The sequence below is a fragment of the Vibrio sp. 10N.261.55.F4 genome (assembly GCF_041470465.1).
In the GTDB taxonomy this organism is placed as follows: domain Bacteria; phylum Pseudomonadota; class Gammaproteobacteria; order Enterobacterales; family Vibrionaceae; genus Vibrio; species Vibrio crassostreae_C.
In genome coordinates, this window is sequence record NZ_JBFRMM010000005.1 from 22,194 (window position 1) to 38,051 (window position 15,858).

Here is a 15,858-nt window from a genome sequence, read left to right on the forward strand (position 1 = left end):
TATACATAAAAGTTGATTATAACCTAAACACTAGGCTGCGTTTAGGATAATAAGAAGAAAAAACATTCAAAAATTAACATAGTAAAATCAGCAACTTAAAAGGTAACTCATCATTAATATTGATATTTCTTATAATGTCGTGAAATTATTTCCTAGTTCTTCCTATCCTTTTTAGTAAGCAAGTTAACAATCCATTAACCTGCGATATAAAATACTATTAAGTCCTAGAGGGAATGACTATGAAAAATTCTAATCTTGCTGTTACAGCTGCAATCACAAGTGTACTAGCGTTCGGCGGTGCAGTTCTTACATCAGCACCTGCGGAAGCAGCAGCAAAAGAAAAATGCTACGGCGTGGCAAAAGCTGGCCAAAATGATTGTGCAACCAAAACAAGCTCATGTGCGGGTACAGCAAAAGAAGACAACCAATCCGATGCGTTCGTAGTCGTACCTAAAGGGCTATGTGGCAAATTATCAGGTGGTAACACTCAATCATCATAATTGAGCTGCTTAGTATGGTGAGCTGACATTCAGCTCACCTCCACTTCTTGTTAGGAGAATCGTTGTGACTCAAACTCTTCACCCCTACGCAGGGGTTGGCCTTAGAACACCGCACTTGGACTTCTTTAGCCAAAATCCAGCCTTAGTAAGTTGGTTAGAAGTTCACAGCGAGAACTACTTCTTAGCTCAATCACCGCAACGACAACAACTCAGAGAAATTCGTCACGCACACAACATCAGTTGTCACGGTGTTGGGTTGTCGCTAGGTTCTGTTGAGCGCATCAATCAACATCATCTTGTGCAATTAAAAGAGCTCATTGATGATATCGAACCCTTCTTGGTTTCTGATCATCTCAGTTGGAGTCAGACAAGTGGTCATTATTTCAATGACTTGCTACCGCTGCCTTACACAGAAGAAGCATTGGAAGTCTTCTGTCGTAATGTCATCGAGGTTCAAGACAGCTTGCAACGACCGATGTTGATTGAGAACCCATCGAGCTACCTATCCTTCAAGCATTCTACTATTCCTGAGTGGGAGTTTTTGGCTGAGGTACAAAAGCGTACTGAGTGTCGCCTACTGCTCGATTTCAATAATATTTTCGTCTCATCTTTTAATCATGGCTTTAGTTGTGAAGAGTACTTAAACGGAATACCAGCAGACAAAGTTGAAGAGATTCACTTGGCAGGTTTTACCAAAAAGAAGCTTGAACAAGGTGAGATCTGGATAGACACACACAGTAAACCTGTCTGTGACGAAGTGTGGAAACTCTACACTGACTGGGTTGCACAACATGGTTTGCGCCATACCTTGATTGAGTGGGATCTCGATATCCCAGAGCCACAAGTTTTATTGGCTGAAGCAACCAAAGCCAGTGATATCTTGTATCAACACGACAAGTTCAACCAAAGGAGTCGCGCCTCATGAGCCACTCCCTAGCAGAGGTTCAATTGGAGTTTGCTAACGCCCTACGCTATCAAAACAATGGTGAGTACTGCGACATAGTGAGCGACCATTTTACCGATGAACAACGCATCCAGATTTACCGTAATAACTTTGTGATCAGCTTGAGCGAAGTTCTGGCAGCAACCTACCCACTCACTGAAATGTTGGTTGGTGAAGAGTGCTTCCAACAGATGGCTCGTCAACATGTCTTACATTATCCATCGACCTCTGGTGATGTCAGTGGTTACGGTGAACACTTTGAACAGACTATCCAAGCCTTTCCTGCCGTTATTGAGGCTGCACCTTATCTCGGTGAAGTGGCTTTGTATGAATGGCAGAAAGATAGCTTGGTAAGGTTTTCGTCACAAGCACATGTCGACCAGAGACCTCTTTCTTGCCTTGCAGATGTACCACAAGAGCAACAAGGCGCTTTAGTCTTTCATCTCAAAGATTCAATAACACTGATTCATTCTAGTTACACGATTATCGCGCTTGAACACGCCATCTATCAGCAGCAACTTGATGGGCTAGACATCAACCAAGCTGAATTTGGGGTGTTAATCCGAGCTGAGAATTCACAGGTTGAGAGCCATAGTTTGAGTGAAGAGAGCCACCAACTCCTCACTGAATTGCAATCAGGTCGAACACTCTCAGCAATCGATCCTTTATTACTACAACATCTGAATACTGTTATGGCGCTAAACGTCATCTCAGGTTTTTCAATCAATGCCGAATTGGAGGCATAACATGGATAACAACACAGTCACGAACATGATGGCTCAATACGACAGTTTGATTGAGAAATCACAGGCACTTTTTGTTCCAGTGCTTCTACTATTTTGTCGCCTTTGGGTGGCGTGGGTATTCTTTAATTCTGGACTCACCAAGATAGCTACTTGGGATAGCACGCTTTACTTGTTTGAATTGGAATACCAAGTGCCACTGCTACCTTGGGAATTGGCTGCTTACATGGGCACTGCCGCTGAGTTAATTCTACCGATGTTTTTAGCGCTCGGTTTATTAACACGACCTATGGCTGCGGTGTTGTTCGTTTTCAATATCATTGCTGTCGTGTCTTACCCTGTATTGTGGGATCAAGGCTTCTACGATCATCAGCTTTGGGGGTTAATGATTCTTATCGTTGTCGTGTGGGGCGCAGGACCATTCTCACTTGATAGAGTTTTGAAAGCGCAGTTCAGGAATTAAAATAAGTTTTCACCTCTTTTGAACTGCTAAAGCTAAATGCTACAGCCCAAACGCAAGAAACCACTCAATTGAGTGGTTTCTTTTTTAACTGGGATAAGCTTACTTATTTAGAAAAGCTTGTAGCTCTTCAGCAGAGATGCCTTGCTCTGCAAGTTCTTTTGCCAATAGCTGAACCTGCTCACCCTTACGAGACTCTACCACACGCTGAAATTGGTAAATGATATCTCGCAAAGTATCGATTGGAACTTGTTTTGCCGCACTGCGAATACGCTCTTCACTTTGGTTGCCTAGCTCTTTAAGCAGTTTACCAAACATGACCTTTTCAGGTGCATCTTCCATTTGTTCTAAGACGCGCGCCATTTCGTAGGTTGTTAATGACATTACAGTATTTTCCGTTGGGGACTAACGTTTCAATGAGTGACAAATATACCATGTTTTAACGTTTCGAAAACCGCCATTTGTATATTTTGTCACCCTTGTAACTTATGCCTTAGCAAACGTCGTGTGCCAAGACTTACCCGCTTTGCTCGCAAGCACTAATAACGCAGGAACAATCAGGAACATTTGCAGAGCAATCATCACTTGCGACGTTAAATCAAGACGTTGCATGGTACCCACAAGAAGCCCTGAACCGCTCATTTGGAACAAGCCAAGCAGCGCAGCAGCTGTACCCGCACGGTCACCGAAAGGTTCTAGAGCTTTACCTGCCGCAGCACCAAGAATCCAAGCAAAGCCAACTGACGATAAGAAGATCGGTAGCATGAACGCGATTGGAGTAGCGTGCTCAGCAAGCACCAACATAATCACACCCGCTAAGCCCAGCGTCGAGATACCAACCACCAGTGCTTTATAGGTACCAAAACGGTCCATAAATTTAGGTGCAGTAAACGCAGCTGCAATGTTGATGGCCGCATTAACACCAAACCAGAAAGTAAACTCTTTCATGGTCAGGCTTAGGTTTTCCATCAACACAACTGGTGCAGAGGTTACATAAGCGAGGATAACCGCCATCGCCATCAGACACAAGGTTGCGTGGAAAAGGAATGATGGTGTTTTCAATACTGACCAGTATCGCTCAAGCTTGAATACCGCAACCTTTTCTGTCGCAGGGTTAGACTCTTTCATTTGGAAGAATAAGATAGTGCCAACAACGACGGCAAAACCTGCCATAAAGCTAAAGTTCGAGCGCCAACCAAATTGATGTGTTAACCAAGCGCCAAGAATGGGTGCCAAAGCAGGAATAAAACAGATTGCACCATTAAGGTAGCTGATCATACGGCCACTCTTCTCTGGGCCAAATAGATCGCGAACCGTTGCAAAGGCTGCTACAGAAGTCGCACAAGCTCCTAAGCCTTGTAGCAGCCGAGCCATTAGCATCATATCAATCGATTGAGCTGCCCACGCCAAGCAAGCACTCAATGCATAGATACTAACACCTCCCAATGCAACGGTTCGACGTCCTAGCTTATCAGCCAAAGGGCCAGCAAATAATTGCCCGACACCCATGGCGAATAAAAACCAGGTAATCGTATCTTGTGCTAGTGCATGTTCCACGTGAAACGCTGTCGAAATTTGTGGCAGAGCTGGTAGGTAGATATCAATAGCCAGAGGGCTAAATAAAACCAACATTGCCAATAAAGCAACCTGCAGTTTACTAGGGGTTGGAAGCGCGTTAGAAGGCACAAGATTCTCCGAATGAGTTAATTTAGGTGCATAATAACCAACTAAAGATATGAACAAAAATGGCATATACTCATTAGCATTATTCCAAATAGGAAACTCATATGAATATTGAGAAACTATCGCGCCTCGACCTCAATCTATTAGTTTGCTTGCAGGTGCTGATGGAAGAGCTAAGTGTGACTCGCACCGCCCACCGATTGTGCCTAAGCCAGTCAGCGGTTAGTAAGTCATTGGCCAAACTTCGTGAGCAATTTAATGATCCCCTTTTCACGCGAAGTGCTCATGGTCTGCGACCAACACCAAAGGCGGTCTTTCTCAAACCTCGATTAGAAACGCTGATCAACCAACTTGATGTGCTCACCCAACCAGAGACCTTCATTCCCAACAACAGTGACCACAGTTTTCACATTGCGGCTGTTGAGAGCGTTTACCCACTTATTCTTCCCCACTTTTTACCAGCGATATTTCGACAAGCCCCTAAGGTGAATATCAACACCCACGCTTGGACGGAGCAAACCTTTAAGAAGCTACAGCTTGGTGAGTTAGATATCGGACTCACAGGCAAAGACATCGACATCAACGACGCGCGCTTAACCATGCTGCCGCCAGACGACATCTGCGAACAAGAGATCTACCGTGATGCACAGATGTGTGTATTAAGGCGTAACCACCCTGCTCTAAGTGGTAAATGGGATTTGGGAACCTACCTTGCGCAGCGTCATGTACAAGTAAGATGTGATGGGAACGATCGATGGCTGCTCGATTACAAACTAGCTGACCTTGGTCACCAACGTGATATTGCTATCTCTGTGCCCGACTTCAACAGTGCGGCAAGCCTGTGTACCTACACCGACTTTGTATTTACCGCACCAAGCCACTTCACCCATCTTGTCGCGAAGCAACTCGACTTAGTGGTTGTGCCTCTGCCAATGGAATTTCCACCAATGGCATACACCCTGTTTTGGCACCGTGATAGAGAAAACGACCCAGCCTTAACTTGGTTGCGAGATATCATCAAAGAAAAAACTCTGCACCTCAGATAAAAATGGCGTTCAGCGTTTGCAGCAAACGAACAAAAGCGCTAGCTTATTGACCTAATAAGTCCCCTCGCATTTATATCGACTGTGAGTGTTAACAAGGACCCTAACAATAAGGATAAACACAGATGCACAATATCACTGCGGAACGCGTTACTGCGGTTCGAGCTTGGCTTGAAGCAAACCACTTAGATGCTGTTATCATTCCACATGAAGACGAGTACCTAGGTGAATACGTTCCAGCTCACAACGAGCGACTTCACTGGCTAACCGGTTTCACTGGCTCTGCAGGTGCGGCTGTTATCACTCGCGAAAACGCGGCTATTTTTGTTGATGGTCGCTATACCGTCCAGGTTCGTAAACAAGTACCTGGTGAGCTATTTGAGTATCGCCATCTTATTGAAGAACCGGCTTTAGATTGGATCATCAATTCACTCGCACAAGGCAGTAAAGTTGCATTCGACCCACGCATGCATACGGCGGCTTGGTTGAAAGGCGCACAAGCTAAACTAGCTGATAAAGTAGAACTCACAACACTAGCGGCAAACCCGATTGATGAGCTTTGGTCTGATCGCCCTGAGCCTGTTGTATCTGATGTTCGCCTCATGGCAACCGACGCCGTTGGCCAATCAAGTGAAAGTAAGCGTGAAGAAATTGCAAGCCTACTAAAAGCCAAAGGCACTGATGCCGCTATCCTTACTGAGCTGGATTCAATCTGCTGGTTACTCAACATTCGTGGTTTAGACGTATCTCGTCTGCCGGTTGTGTTATCTAATGCAATCATTCACGCCGATGAAAGTGTCGATTTCTTCTTAGACCCCGCTCGTATCCCTGCAGGCTTTGAAGCGCACGTTGGTAATGGTATTCGTGTTTCTCACCCATCTGAGCTTGAAGCCCGCCTTCAATCTTTAGAAGGTAAGAATGTGTCTGTTGATTCAGGCACAAGCAATGCTTGGTACACGCTTGTTCTCCAAAACGCCGGTGCTCATATCATTGAAGCAGCCGACCCATGCCTAATGCCAAAAGCCGCGAAGAACGAAACAGAAATTGCCGGCATGAAAGCGTGTCACATCCGTGATGGCGTGGCGATGGCAAAATTCCTATCTTGGATTGATGCAGAAGTAGCGCAAGGTAACCTGCACAACGAAGCTGTACTAGCAGACAAAGTACAATCATTCCGTGAGCAAGACCCAACGCTGATGGACCTAAGTTTCGACACTATTTCAGCTGCAGGCGGAAACGCAGCTATGTGTCACTACAACCATGAGAACCAACCTGAACCAGGTCAGTTAGAGATGAATACTCTGTATCTAGTCGATTCAGGCGGTCAGTACTTAGATGGCACAACGGACATTACTCGTACTATCGCGATTGGCCAACCAAGTGACGAAATGATTCAGCAATTCACTCTCGCACTGAAAGGTCATATCGGCATCGCACGAGCTCGTTTCCCACAAGGCACTCGTGGTTTCCAACTTGATATCCTAGCGCGTCAGCACTTATGGGCAGAAGGCTTCGATTACGACCATGGTACTGGCCACGGTGTTGGTCACTTCCTCAGTGTTCATGAAGGACCACAAAGTATCTCTAAGAAGCTGATCGACGTGCCTCTTGTTGAAGGCATGGTGTTATCAAACGAACCGGGTTACTACCGTGCAGAAGAGTTCGGTATCCGTATCGAAAACCTAGAACTGGTTGTTGAACTTCCAACTCAAGGTGACTTCTCAGTACTAACGTTTGAGTCGCTAACACGTTGCCCTATCGATAAGCGCAACATCAATGTTGATTTGCTAACCCGACCTGAACTGGCATGGCTGAACGACTACCATCAGAAAGTTTGGAACGACGTTAGCCCATTAGTTGAAGGTGATACATTGGAATGGTTACGCCAATCAACCACTCCATTGGCTCACGCTTAACGCTTCACTAAGCTGTTAGCTGAACCAAAACGAACTTGCTAAGTTAAATAGAAAAACGGCTACCCAAAGGTAGCCGTTTTTATTTGCCAGTATCATTAAGATGTTTCACGTGGAACATAAACCAAACATTGATTAACCAGAATAGGCACTGTGCCAATCACGCCACACTGGGTCGAACCCTCGCTGTCGGATCATCGACTCAACATCGGCTGCACTTCTCTCATCGCTAATCTCAAACTGCTCGAGTTCTTCCTCACCGGAAGCATAACCACCAGGCTGGGTTTTAGAAGCCGCAGACATACTCGTGATCCCTAATGGCAGCACGTTATCGCGGAAGGTTGCCGACTCACGAGTAGATAGAGACAATTCAACCTCAGGGTTTAATAAACGATACGCACAGATAAGTTGAACCAACTGTTTATCACTCATAATCGATTTAGGCTGCAAACCACCCTCACACGGACGAAGACGTGGGAATGAAATCGAGTAACGTGTTTGCCAATAAGTACGCTCAAGATAGTCTAAGTGAGCGGCCACGAAGAAACAGTCGGTACGCCAATCTTCCAAGCCAATCAAAGCGCCAATACCTATCTTATCAATACCCGCTTTTGCCAAACGATCGGGCGTTTCGAGCCGGTATTCAAAATCCATTTTATTGCCACGCAAGTGGTGTTCCGCGTAGGTACTTGGGCTATACGTTTCTTGGTAAACCATCACCGCATCTAAGCCGAGAGTTTTAAGCTCTGCGTAGTCATCTTGATCAAGCGGCTGCACTTCCATCGCAAGATAGTTAAATTGTGCCTTAATATTCGGTAGCACTTCACGGAAGTACTTCATCCCGACCTTGGTTTCATGTTCACCAGTCACCAACAATACACTATCAAACTTCATCTTTTTGATAGCGGCACTTTCAGCATCGATTTCATCTAAAGTAAGTGTGCGACGCTTAATGCGGTTCTCCATTGAGAAACCACAATACGTGCACGCATTCGCACATAAGTTTGAGAGGTACAATGGAATATACAACGACATTGTATTGCCGAATCGCTTGCGTGTGAGTGCCAACGATTGTTGCGCCATCTGCTCTAAGTAAGGTTCTGCTGCCGGAGAGATAAGAGCCTTAAAGTCTTCCAAGTCGCGTTTAGGTTTACTCAGAGCGCGCTCAACATCCGCTGCCGTTTTACTGAAGATGGACATACCAATGTCATCCCAGTTGAGCTGTTTAAATCGATCAACAAACGTCATAAGGACACTACTCGTCTAGGAATGAAGTTAGCGGACTAGAAGCAACCGCATGAGACACCTGTCCAGCAAGACCAGAAAGGTAAGCCATACGGCCAGCTTCAACTGCCAGTTTAAAAGCAATCGCCATATCAACGGGTTGTTGAGAAGCCGCAATTGCAGTATTAACTAACACGGCATCCGCGCCCATTTCCATTGCACGAGTAGCATGAGATGGCGCACCAATACCAGCGTCAACAATCACAGGGACGTTCGCTTGGTCGATAATGATCTCTAAGAAGTCTGCCGAAGCGATACCTTTGTTCGACCCAATCGGCGCACCTAGCGGCATAACCGCAGCACAACCCACCTCTTCCAATCGTTTACACAACACTGGGTCAGCATGACAGTAAGGCAACACAACAAAGCCATCTTTAACCATTTGCTCAGCCGCTTTTAATGTCTCAATTGGGTCTGGCATCAAGTACTTTGGATCAGGGTGAATTTCCAGTTTGAGCCAGTTTGTGCCTAGCGCTTCGCGAGCCAAATGCGCAGCAAAGATGGCATCCTTCGCGTTCTTCGCCCCGGAGGTATTTGGTAACAAGTTCACGCCAGCATCAATGATGGGCTGTAAAATATCATCTTGCTCAGAGCGAATATCAACTCTCTTCAACGCCATGGTTGCCAGTTGAGAACCGGAAGCTTCGATAGCACTCGCCATTAAATGTTTATTCGCGAACTTGCCCGTTCCAGTAAAGAGTCGTGATTGAAATGTTTTATCTGCGATAGTTAACATAGTTAGCCTCCTGCAATAGCTTGGAAAAGAGAAATAGCATCGCCTTCATTGACGACCCTTTGTTGCCACTGACTACGCGGGACAACCGCATTATTGATAGCAAAGACACAACCCAGATCGGGTAGTGAAAGCGCTTGGATGATATCCGCTAGAGACGACGATTGTGCAACCTGTTCTGGTTGCTCATTGATAGAGATCGTTATGTTGCTCATTGGGTTTCTTCTTCTAAATAGTTAACTGTAGATGTGCAGCAAACGGGGCATTCACTATCTTGAGTGACACTTAAGTTTTGCCAGTTCATCGTCTGACCATCAAACAGTTTGAGCTGATGTGTTGCAACCTGGAACTCGCCAGTGCTAATACGTTGAATCGCTGCCAGTGCTTGGAGGTTGCCTATGGTGCCAACAACTGGGCCGATGATGCCGCTATCGCTACAACGTGTCGTTTGTGGATGATGACTGAACGGGAACAAACAGTGATAGCACCCTTTCTGCATCTGATAATCAAAGACAATAAACTGACCTTTCCATCCGATCGCAGAACCAGAAACCAAAGGTGTCTTGCTACAAAAACATGCTTGGTTAACCTGCTGACGTGACTCAAAGTTGTCAGTACAATCCAACACCAAATCAGCGAGCATCACCTCAAGCTCAAGCTGGCTCTGAGTCATTCGCCTATTGATGGTTCTCACTTGGTTTCGACCATTAAGCTCAGTCAGTTTTTGCTTCAGAGCTTCGACCTTAGGCGAACCTAACTGGCTTTCCTTGAACGCAACTTGTCGTTGAAGGTTAGACGAATCCACACAATCATCATCAACTAATACGATTTTCCCGATACCGGAAGCCGCAAGATAGAGAGCCGCAGCATTGCCTAAGCCACCACAACCGATGACCAATACATGGCTATCTAATAGATTGCGTTGCCCTTGCTCACCCACTTCAGGAAGTGCGAGTTGTCGTTGATAACGAATGAATTCGAAATCATTCAGCATGACTTAGCTCCTGAGTTACCTCTTTAGCAGGACCTGAAGAACGGTCAGCCATTAATGCTTCGAAGAACTCAATCACTTGTTTTGGGTCTTCGGCTAACGTAATCGCACGTACAACAGCAAGGCTCGATACCCCACAACTCCACACCTGTGCGGCCGTCGACTGGTCAATTCCACCAATCGCAACTGTCGGATAACCGGTGAGTTCTTCTGTGTATGGGATAGTATCAATCAGCTGCTGATAGAGAGATAAACGCACAAGTCCTTGAGGCTTCGATGGCATCTGCTTAGTGGTGGTTGGGAATATATGCCCCAGCGCAATATAGCTTGGGTTGATTTGCACAATGCGTAGCAACTCGTAATAACCATGAGTCGATAGACCGATCTTAATACCAGCTTGGCTCAGTTGAGATAGGTTGGATTCTTCGATGTCCTCTTGCCCCAAATGAACACCAAAAGCATCATGCTTAAGTGCCAATTGCCAATAGTCATTGATAAAAACCTGAGCGTTGTGCTCTCTACCGAGTTCGATAGATCGCGCGATTTGTTGTTCTAAATCTGCTTGCTGTGGGTTCTTAATACGCAGTTGAACTGTGTTAATTCCAAGCTTGAGCAGCCTTTCGATCCACTCAACATCATCAACCACTGGGTATAGTCCTAGGCTACTCTTACTCAATTCCGGGAACGACAGTGATGTTCCTTGGTGCGCCCAACCAACACTAATATCCAGTCGCTCATCTTCGAGAACGGGAATAGGAAAGTTTTGATAGTTTGCTGGCCATGTTCCACGTGAAACACTAGATGCTGCGCGAGCTAAAACCAGTGCATCTTCTAATGGGAATTCCAACGCCAACAAAGTAAGTAACCAAGCAAAGTGACCACGACTATCTAACTCCTGATGAGCTGGAGTTTCACTCTTGATAGCACGATTAGAATCTAGCTGTGACCAGATATCCAATGCAGCTGAGTCATCTAAGACACCGATATAGATGGTATTCGGAGTTTGTGCCAAGGCATCGCGGACACCAGCTAGCGCCACTGAATGACTGTAATAAACGATATGATCAAGCTCACTTGAGCGACACTCCGCCAATGAATCAACATCATGAGCAAAACCAATAGATAACGCTTGCTGAGCATCAACGATAGAGAAGCATTGAGTTGGGCTTACACCCAACTCAACTGCATCGGTTGCCAAGCCTTGTCGCTTAGCAACCAATAGACAGCTTTGCACCTCTCCCGTTAGCTCAATATTTTGAGATGGGATAAGAATCTTCACTGTCATTATTCCTCTAATTGAGCTTCTTTTGCGCCTACTGCTGGGTGATAAAGTTCAGAGCCAGTATCACGGAACTCTTGTGATTTCTGACGCATCCCTTCCAACGGATTATCAAGCATCTTAATCTCGATAGCCTGATCAGCAGCCACTTGTTCAGTGTCTTTCGCGTACTCTCGAACTTCTTGAGAGATCTTCATTGAACAGAATTTAGGTCCACACATAGAGCAGAAGTGAGCAACCTTGCCCGATTCTTGTGGCAGGGTTTCATCGTGGAAAGAACGGGCTGTTTCTGGATCTAAAGCTAGATTAAATTGGTCTTCCCAACGGAATTCAAAACGAGCTTTAGATAATGCATTATCTCGGATTTGTGCGCCCGGATGCCCTTTTGCCAAGTCTGCTGCATGTGCTGCCAGCTTGTAAGTAATCAAGCCAGTCTTCACATCTTCTTTATTTGGTAAGCCCAAATGCTCTTTAGGTGTTACATAACAAAGCATCGCACAGCCGTACCAACCAATCATCGCCGCGCCAATACCAGAGGTAATGTGGTCATAACCCGGTGCAATATCAGTGGTCAGCGGGCCTAACGTATAGAAAGGCGCTTCATGGCAGTGCTCTAACTGCTCATCCATGTTCTCTTTAATAAGATGCATAGGTACATGTCCAGGACCTTCAATGATCACCTGAACATCGTATTCCCAAGCCACTTTAGTTAACTCACCTAGAGTACGTAACTCCGAGAACTGAGCCTCATCATTGGCATCTGCAATAGAGCCAGGACGTAGGCCGTCACCTAGTGACAAAGCCACATCGTACTTCGCACAGATCTCACAGATCTCGCGGAAGTGTGTGTATAGGAAGCTTTCTTGGTGATGTGCAAGACACCATTTTGCGATAATAGAGCCACCACGAGAAACAATACCTGTCACACGCTTAGCCGTCATAGGAACATAACGAAGAAGCAAACCAGCATGGATAGTGAAGTAATCAACGCCCTGCTCCGCTTGTTCAATCAAAGTATCGCGCATCACTTCCCAGTTAAGGTCTTCGGCTACGCCATTCACTTTCTCAAGCGCCTGATACATAGGAACCGTACCAATCGGCACTGGGCTATTACGTAGGATCCATTCACGAGTCTCGTGGATATTACGGCCAGTAGAAAGATCCATTACGGTATCGCCGCCCCAGCGAGTCGACCATACTAGCTTCTCAACTTCTTCTTCAATCGAAGAGCTTACAGAAGAGTTACCGATATTGGCGTTCACTTTCACTAAGAAGTTTCGGCCAATAATCATAGGTTCTGATTCTGGGTGGTTGATGTTTGAAGGGATGATAGCTCGGCCTTCAGCGACCTCTTTACGCACGAACTCAGGGGTAATTTCTTTTGGCAGGTTTGCGCCAAAGTTATGGCCTGGGTGTTGGTGATTAAGCTGTTCATCAGCGAACTTCTGACGCCCCATGTTCTCACGTATCGCAATGTACTCCATCTCAGGAGTGATAATTCCCTGACGAGCATAATGCAGTTGAGTTACACATTGGTCGCCAGTAGCGCGACGAATTCGAGGCAGGTTTCCGTAACGAAGGTCGTCTAGGGTTTCATCTTCTAAACGTTCTTTGGTGTAAACAGAGCTTACATCATCGAGCAATTCCGTATCACCACGCTCTTCAATCCATTGCTCTCGCAACTTAGGAAGGCCACTATAAAGGTCTATTTCATGCGTAGGATCGGTATAAACACCTGAGGTGTCGTAGACATGAATTGGCTCATTAGGTTCGAATACAGGCTCTTTTTTGCTGCCACCAACAAGGCTATCTGCGAGGGATATTTCTCGGACAGGGACTTGAATGTCCGCTCGAGACCCTTGGATGTAAGCTTTTTTTGAGTTTGGATAAGGTTGTACAGATAAAGAATCAATGAAATTCTTCGCTTCCAGTCTTGCTTGTTTACGACTCGACATAGCATTTTTCCTTGGCTTTTAGCCATTATTTATAGGGATAAAAATGCTTGACGGATAAGATGCTACAAGAGGGATCACAGCAAGAAAATGCAGTTGTGATCTGGAGATAGATCTCTAGAAGGATTCTAGTTAGATATCTACTCTTGTTCCCTTCGCAGGTATTAGCCTGATCAGGTTCAACGGATCCCGAGTTAACGGTCTCAGCCATATGGCACTCCGACAAGTACGATCGAGTATATGAAAACGGCTTGGATAAACCAAGCCGAGTTGTTAACAAATCGTAAGAAAGTTTTAAGACTTTATCAGAAGTTGGAAGCCGATCCATGCGGCTGAAATACTGAGAAACACATTGAGCAGTACATTGAGCCCCATCTTGAAGAACGCACCCTGCTGCATAAGAAGCACGTTATCCATCGAAAACGTAGAAAATGTCGTCAGGGCTCCAAGGAAACCAAGACCGATAATTTGTCTCCACGGCTCCGTCGCAACCATCTCATTTTCAAACGCGGCGATGAGCAATCCCATAATCAAAGAGCCAATTACGTTAACAGTCAGCGTACCGTAAGGAAAACCACGCCCTAACATCACAACGCATAACTCTGAAATCAAGTAACGTGAACAAGCACCAAACGCGCCACCGATGGCGATAAAACCTAGAATAGATAACTGACCCATGAATCCTCCCAAACAATAATCCCTATATTCTAGCTTTAACGCCGATAAAAGCGAGGGTAGAAACTAAGAATGCATGCGCAAATATTAAACGTTACAGGTGTCACTTAACTTCAATATATCCCATCAATCCTGTTTTCATGTGCTCAATTACATGACAGTGGTACATCCAGCGTCCGGGGTTGTCTGCAACAAATGCAGCTTTAGCTCGGCCATTTTTTCCAAGTAACACTGTATCGGTATGGAAAGGCTCTTCAATTTTTTTACCATCAAGTTCCAATACAGTAAATGTATGACCATGAATATGAATCGGGTGATGATATTGAGTGACGTTCTTAAGATCGAATATGTAAGTCTTACCCAACTCTAAAGTCGCCAATGGTTCAGGAATATTGTCTTTGCTCATTCCTTCCCATGCTCTTTTATTTGTTAGCCAAAACTTAGGCATCGATTTTCCATCTTTGGATACAGGAGAAACAGCCCCTTCCCATTCAAATAAAAAGTCGATCTCTTCAGCATTAGCAAGATCTAGGTTGGGCACTGGATTCAATGGTAGTAATGGTAACGAACGTCCTTGAGCAAATGCTGAATCTACGACTTCAAATTCACACAAAGAAAATGGGAAACGCCCCTTCATATGGAGAACGTTAACTCGCTCACCAGCTTTAGGAGCGATCAGTCCGATATCAACACGCATCCCTGGACCGATTTTATGTTGAGTCAGTTTGTAAGGCGTTTTTACAGGGTTACCATCGATGGCAATCACCCATGCCTCAGCCCCTTCGATAGCAATAGGATAAGTGATCGTATTATCGACATTCGCGATACGCAGTCGAGTCGTTGCGTGCTGCTTTAATTGGTATACAGGTTCATGAACACCATTAACGCTACTCCACTCACCTGGAGTGCCCATACGAGCACTGAGTCTTGGAATCATTAAGTCTTTCCATTGACCTTGCTTATCGATATGCCAATGTTTAAGCATCAATGCGTGTTCTTCATCGAACCGTATTGGATTACTCTCTTCTACGATAATAAGGCCAACTAAGCCCATACCAAGCTGTTTAACGCTATTCATATGTGGGTGATACCAAAATGTGCCAGCATCTGGCGGCGTAAACTCATAAATGAATGTTTCACCTGGCATGATCGGTGGCTGACTTAAGAAGGGAACACCGTCCATTTCGATAGGAATTCTTAAGCCATGCCAATGGATAGTCGTCGGCTCTGATAGCTTATTCGTAAAACGAATTGTGACCTTTTCACCCTGTCGACATCGAATCGTCGGAGCTGGGATCTGTCCATTAAAGGCTAAGACATTGGTATCAAATCCCGCTACTAACTCAGCCGTTGAAGGTTCAGCAGTTAAGTCATAAACATACTTTCCTTGCTCATCAGCAGACCGCTTCATTGAACAAGCGGGTAGTACTGTTAATGCAGATATAGCGAGAGATGATTGAATAAACTTACGACGGGAAATATCCATATTTGTTGCCTTTTAGTAATAACGACCAAAATGTAACAAAATATTGAGAATAATTCTCATAAAGAAGTGTGGATTGTGTTGTTAATTGCTTATAAAAGAGACTGAGATAAGTAAGCACTTACATTTCTAAGACAATATTCTATTCAAGGTAGGTAATACCAATTAAAGTAAAA

General features: G+C 45.2%; 16 protein-coding genes and 1 riboswitch. Of the genes, 6 read left to right on the forward strand and 10 right to left on the reverse strand.

Translation table 11 applies throughout. From position 1 onward, the window contains the following. Positions 1-239 precede the first annotated feature (239 nt). From AB4249_RS04990 to AB4249_RS05005, 4 genes are all read left to right on the forward strand, one after another. Complete coding sequence (locus AB4249_RS04990) at positions 240-500, forward strand: DUF2282 domain-containing protein (protein WP_004736650.1); 261 nt, start codon at positions 240-242, stop codon at positions 498-500. A 64-nt stretch (positions 501-564) separates the two neighbouring features. Further along, positions 565-1,425, forward strand: coding sequence for a DUF692 domain-containing protein (locus AB4249_RS04995; RefSeq protein ID WP_372102432.1), 861 nt, complete (start codon positions 565-567; stop codon positions 1,423-1,425). Further along, complete coding sequence (locus AB4249_RS05000) at positions 1,422-2,189, forward strand: DNA-binding domain-containing protein (RefSeq protein WP_017061323.1); 768 nt, start codon at positions 1,422-1,424, stop codon at positions 2,187-2,189. Before AB4249_RS04995 ends, AB4249_RS05000 begins: the two co-directional genes overlap by 4 nt. Before the next feature lies 1 nt (position 2,190). After that, the gene (locus AB4249_RS05005; RefSeq protein ID WP_017061322.1) at positions 2,191-2,649 is read left to right on the forward strand and encodes a DoxX family protein; all 459 of its coding nucleotides are present in this window, start codon (positions 2,191-2,193) and stop codon (positions 2,647-2,649) included. A gap of 99 nt (positions 2,650-2,748) precedes the next feature. On the opposite strand, the gene AB4249_RS05010 is transcribed toward AB4249_RS05005, so the two are convergent. Both AB4249_RS05010 and AB4249_RS05015 read right to left on the reverse strand, forming a co-directional pair. Beyond that, positions 2,749-3,030: a hypothetical protein gene (locus AB4249_RS05010; RefSeq protein ID WP_009848181.1), complete on the reverse strand. Its 282-nt coding sequence runs from the start codon at positions 3,028-3,030 to the stop codon at positions 2,749-2,751. Positions 3,031-3,132: 102 nt separating this feature from the next. Further along, positions 3,133-4,332 (reverse strand): multidrug effflux MFS transporter, encoded by a 1,200-nt coding sequence (locus AB4249_RS05015; protein WP_372102433.1) that lies wholly within the window; start codon positions 4,330-4,332, stop codon positions 3,133-3,135. A 101-nt stretch (positions 4,333-4,433) separates the two neighbouring features. Here AB4249_RS05015 and AB4249_RS05020 point away from each other — a divergent pair, with 101 nt between their 5' ends. Together AB4249_RS05020 and AB4249_RS05025 are read left to right on the forward strand one after the other, a co-directional pair. Continuing rightward, a complete protein-coding gene (locus AB4249_RS05020) occupies positions 4,434-5,375 on the forward strand; it encodes a LysR substrate-binding domain-containing protein (protein WP_372102435.1) in 942 nt (313 codons plus the stop codon). Positions 5,376-5,497: 122 nt separating this feature from the next. Continuing rightward, the gene (locus tag AB4249_RS05025) at positions 5,498-7,288 is read left to right on the forward strand and encodes an aminopeptidase P family protein (protein WP_372102437.1); all 1,791 of its coding nucleotides are present in this window, start codon (positions 5,498-5,500) and stop codon (positions 7,286-7,288) included. Positions 7,289-7,420: 132 nt separating this feature from the next. Here AB4249_RS05025 and thiH read toward each other — a convergent pair whose 3' ends face one another. The 8 genes from thiH to AB4249_RS05065 all read right to left on the reverse strand — a co-directional run bounded on the left by thiH (position 7,421) and on the right by AB4249_RS05065 (position 15,685). Further along, complete coding sequence (gene thiH, locus AB4249_RS05030; protein ID WP_372102439.1) at positions 7,421-8,533, reverse strand: 2-iminoacetate synthase ThiH; 1,113 nt, start codon at positions 8,531-8,533, stop codon at positions 7,421-7,423. Between the two features lie 7 nt (positions 8,534-8,540). Beyond that, the gene (locus AB4249_RS05035; protein ID WP_065584384.1) at positions 8,541-9,305 is read right to left on the reverse strand and encodes a thiazole synthase; all 765 of its coding nucleotides are present in this window, start codon (positions 9,303-9,305) and stop codon (positions 8,541-8,543) included. 2 nt (positions 9,306-9,307) lie between these two features. Further along, positions 9,308-9,517, reverse strand: a complete 210-nt coding sequence (thiS, locus tag AB4249_RS05040; protein WP_017061316.1) for a sulfur carrier protein ThiS — start codon at positions 9,515-9,517, stop codon at positions 9,308-9,310. Further along, entirely contained in the window at positions 9,514-10,296 is a 783-nt protein-coding gene (locus tag AB4249_RS05045) for a ThiF family adenylyltransferase (RefSeq protein ID WP_372102441.1), read from the reverse strand. The genes thiS and AB4249_RS05045 overlap by 4 nt, the downstream gene beginning before the upstream one ends. Further along, positions 10,286-11,578 carry a thiamine phosphate synthase gene (locus AB4249_RS05050; RefSeq protein ID WP_372102443.1) on the reverse strand — a complete coding sequence of 431 codons (1,293 nt, stop codon included), beginning with the start codon at positions 11,576-11,578 and terminating at the stop codon, positions 10,286-10,288. Before AB4249_RS05050 ends, AB4249_RS05045 begins: the two co-directional genes overlap by 11 nt. Continuing rightward, the gene (thiC, locus tag AB4249_RS05055; protein WP_102333086.1) at positions 11,578-13,527 is read right to left on the reverse strand and encodes a phosphomethylpyrimidine synthase ThiC; all 1,950 of its coding nucleotides are present in this window, start codon (positions 13,525-13,527) and stop codon (positions 11,578-11,580) included. Before thiC ends, AB4249_RS05050 begins: the two co-directional genes overlap by 1 nt. A gap of 130 nt (positions 13,528-13,657) precedes the next feature. After that, positions 13,658-13,756, reverse strand: a riboswitch (TPP riboswitch). Between the two features lie 62 nt (positions 13,757-13,818). Continuing rightward, positions 13,819-14,202 carry a fluoride efflux transporter CrcB gene (gene crcB, locus AB4249_RS05060; RefSeq protein ID WP_065584387.1) on the reverse strand — a complete coding sequence of 128 codons (384 nt, stop codon included), beginning with the start codon at positions 14,200-14,202 and terminating at the stop codon, positions 13,819-13,821. Positions 14,203-14,302: 100 nt separating this feature from the next. Further along, positions 14,303-15,685: a multicopper oxidase family protein gene (locus tag AB4249_RS05065; RefSeq protein ID WP_372101256.1), complete on the reverse strand. Its 1,383-nt coding sequence runs from the start codon at positions 15,683-15,685 to the stop codon at positions 14,303-14,305. Between the last annotated feature and the right edge of the window lie 173 nt (positions 15,686-15,858).

What these genes read in the sequence shown, in the direction of transcription:
- thiC (WP_102333086.1), bottom strand. Translation starts at nt 13,527, where the DNA reads ATGTCGAGTCGTAAACAAGCAAGACTGGAAGCGAAGAATTTCATTGAT.
- crcB (WP_065584387.1), bottom strand. Translation starts at nt 14,202, where the DNA reads ATGGGTCAGTTATCTATTCTAGGTTTTATCGCCATCGGTGGCGCGTTT.
- AB4249_RS05050 (WP_372102443.1), bottom strand. Translation starts at nt 11,578, where the DNA reads ATGACAGTGAAGATTCTTATCCCATCTCAAAATATTGAGCTAACGGGA.
- AB4249_RS05020 (WP_372102435.1), top strand. Translation starts at nt 4,434, where the DNA reads ATGAATATTGAGAAACTATCGCGCCTCGACCTCAATCTATTAGTTTGC.
- AB4249_RS05000 (WP_017061323.1), top strand. Translation starts at nt 1,422, where the DNA reads ATGAGCCACTCCCTAGCAGAGGTTCAATTGGAGTTTGCTAACGCCCTA.
- AB4249_RS05025 (WP_372102437.1), top strand. Translation starts at nt 5,498, where the DNA reads ATGCACAATATCACTGCGGAACGCGTTACTGCGGTTCGAGCTTGGCTT.
- thiS (WP_017061316.1), bottom strand. Translation starts at nt 9,517, where the DNA reads ATGAGCAACATAACGATCTCTATCAATGAGCAACCAGAACAGGTTGCA.
- AB4249_RS05065 (WP_372101256.1), bottom strand. Translation starts at nt 15,685, where the DNA reads ATGGATATTTCCCGTCGTAAGTTTATTCAATCATCTCTCGCTATATCT.
- AB4249_RS05045 (WP_372102441.1), bottom strand. Translation starts at nt 10,296, where the DNA reads ATGCTGAATGATTTCGAATTCATTCGTTATCAACGACAACTCGCACTT.
- AB4249_RS05035 (WP_065584384.1), bottom strand. Translation starts at nt 9,305, where the DNA reads ATGTTAACTATCGCAGATAAAACATTTCAATCACGACTCTTTACTGGA.
- AB4249_RS05010 (WP_009848181.1), bottom strand. Translation starts at nt 3,030, where the DNA reads ATGTCATTAACAACCTACGAAATGGCGCGCGTCTTAGAACAAATGGAA.
- thiH (WP_372102439.1), bottom strand. Translation starts at nt 8,533, where the DNA reads ATGACGTTTGTTGATCGATTTAAACAGCTCAACTGGGATGACATTGGT.
- AB4249_RS04990 (WP_004736650.1), top strand. Translation starts at nt 240, where the DNA reads ATGAAAAATTCTAATCTTGCTGTTACAGCTGCAATCACAAGTGTACTA.
- AB4249_RS05005 (WP_017061322.1), top strand. Translation starts at nt 2,191, where the DNA reads ATGGATAACAACACAGTCACGAACATGATGGCTCAATACGACAGTTTG.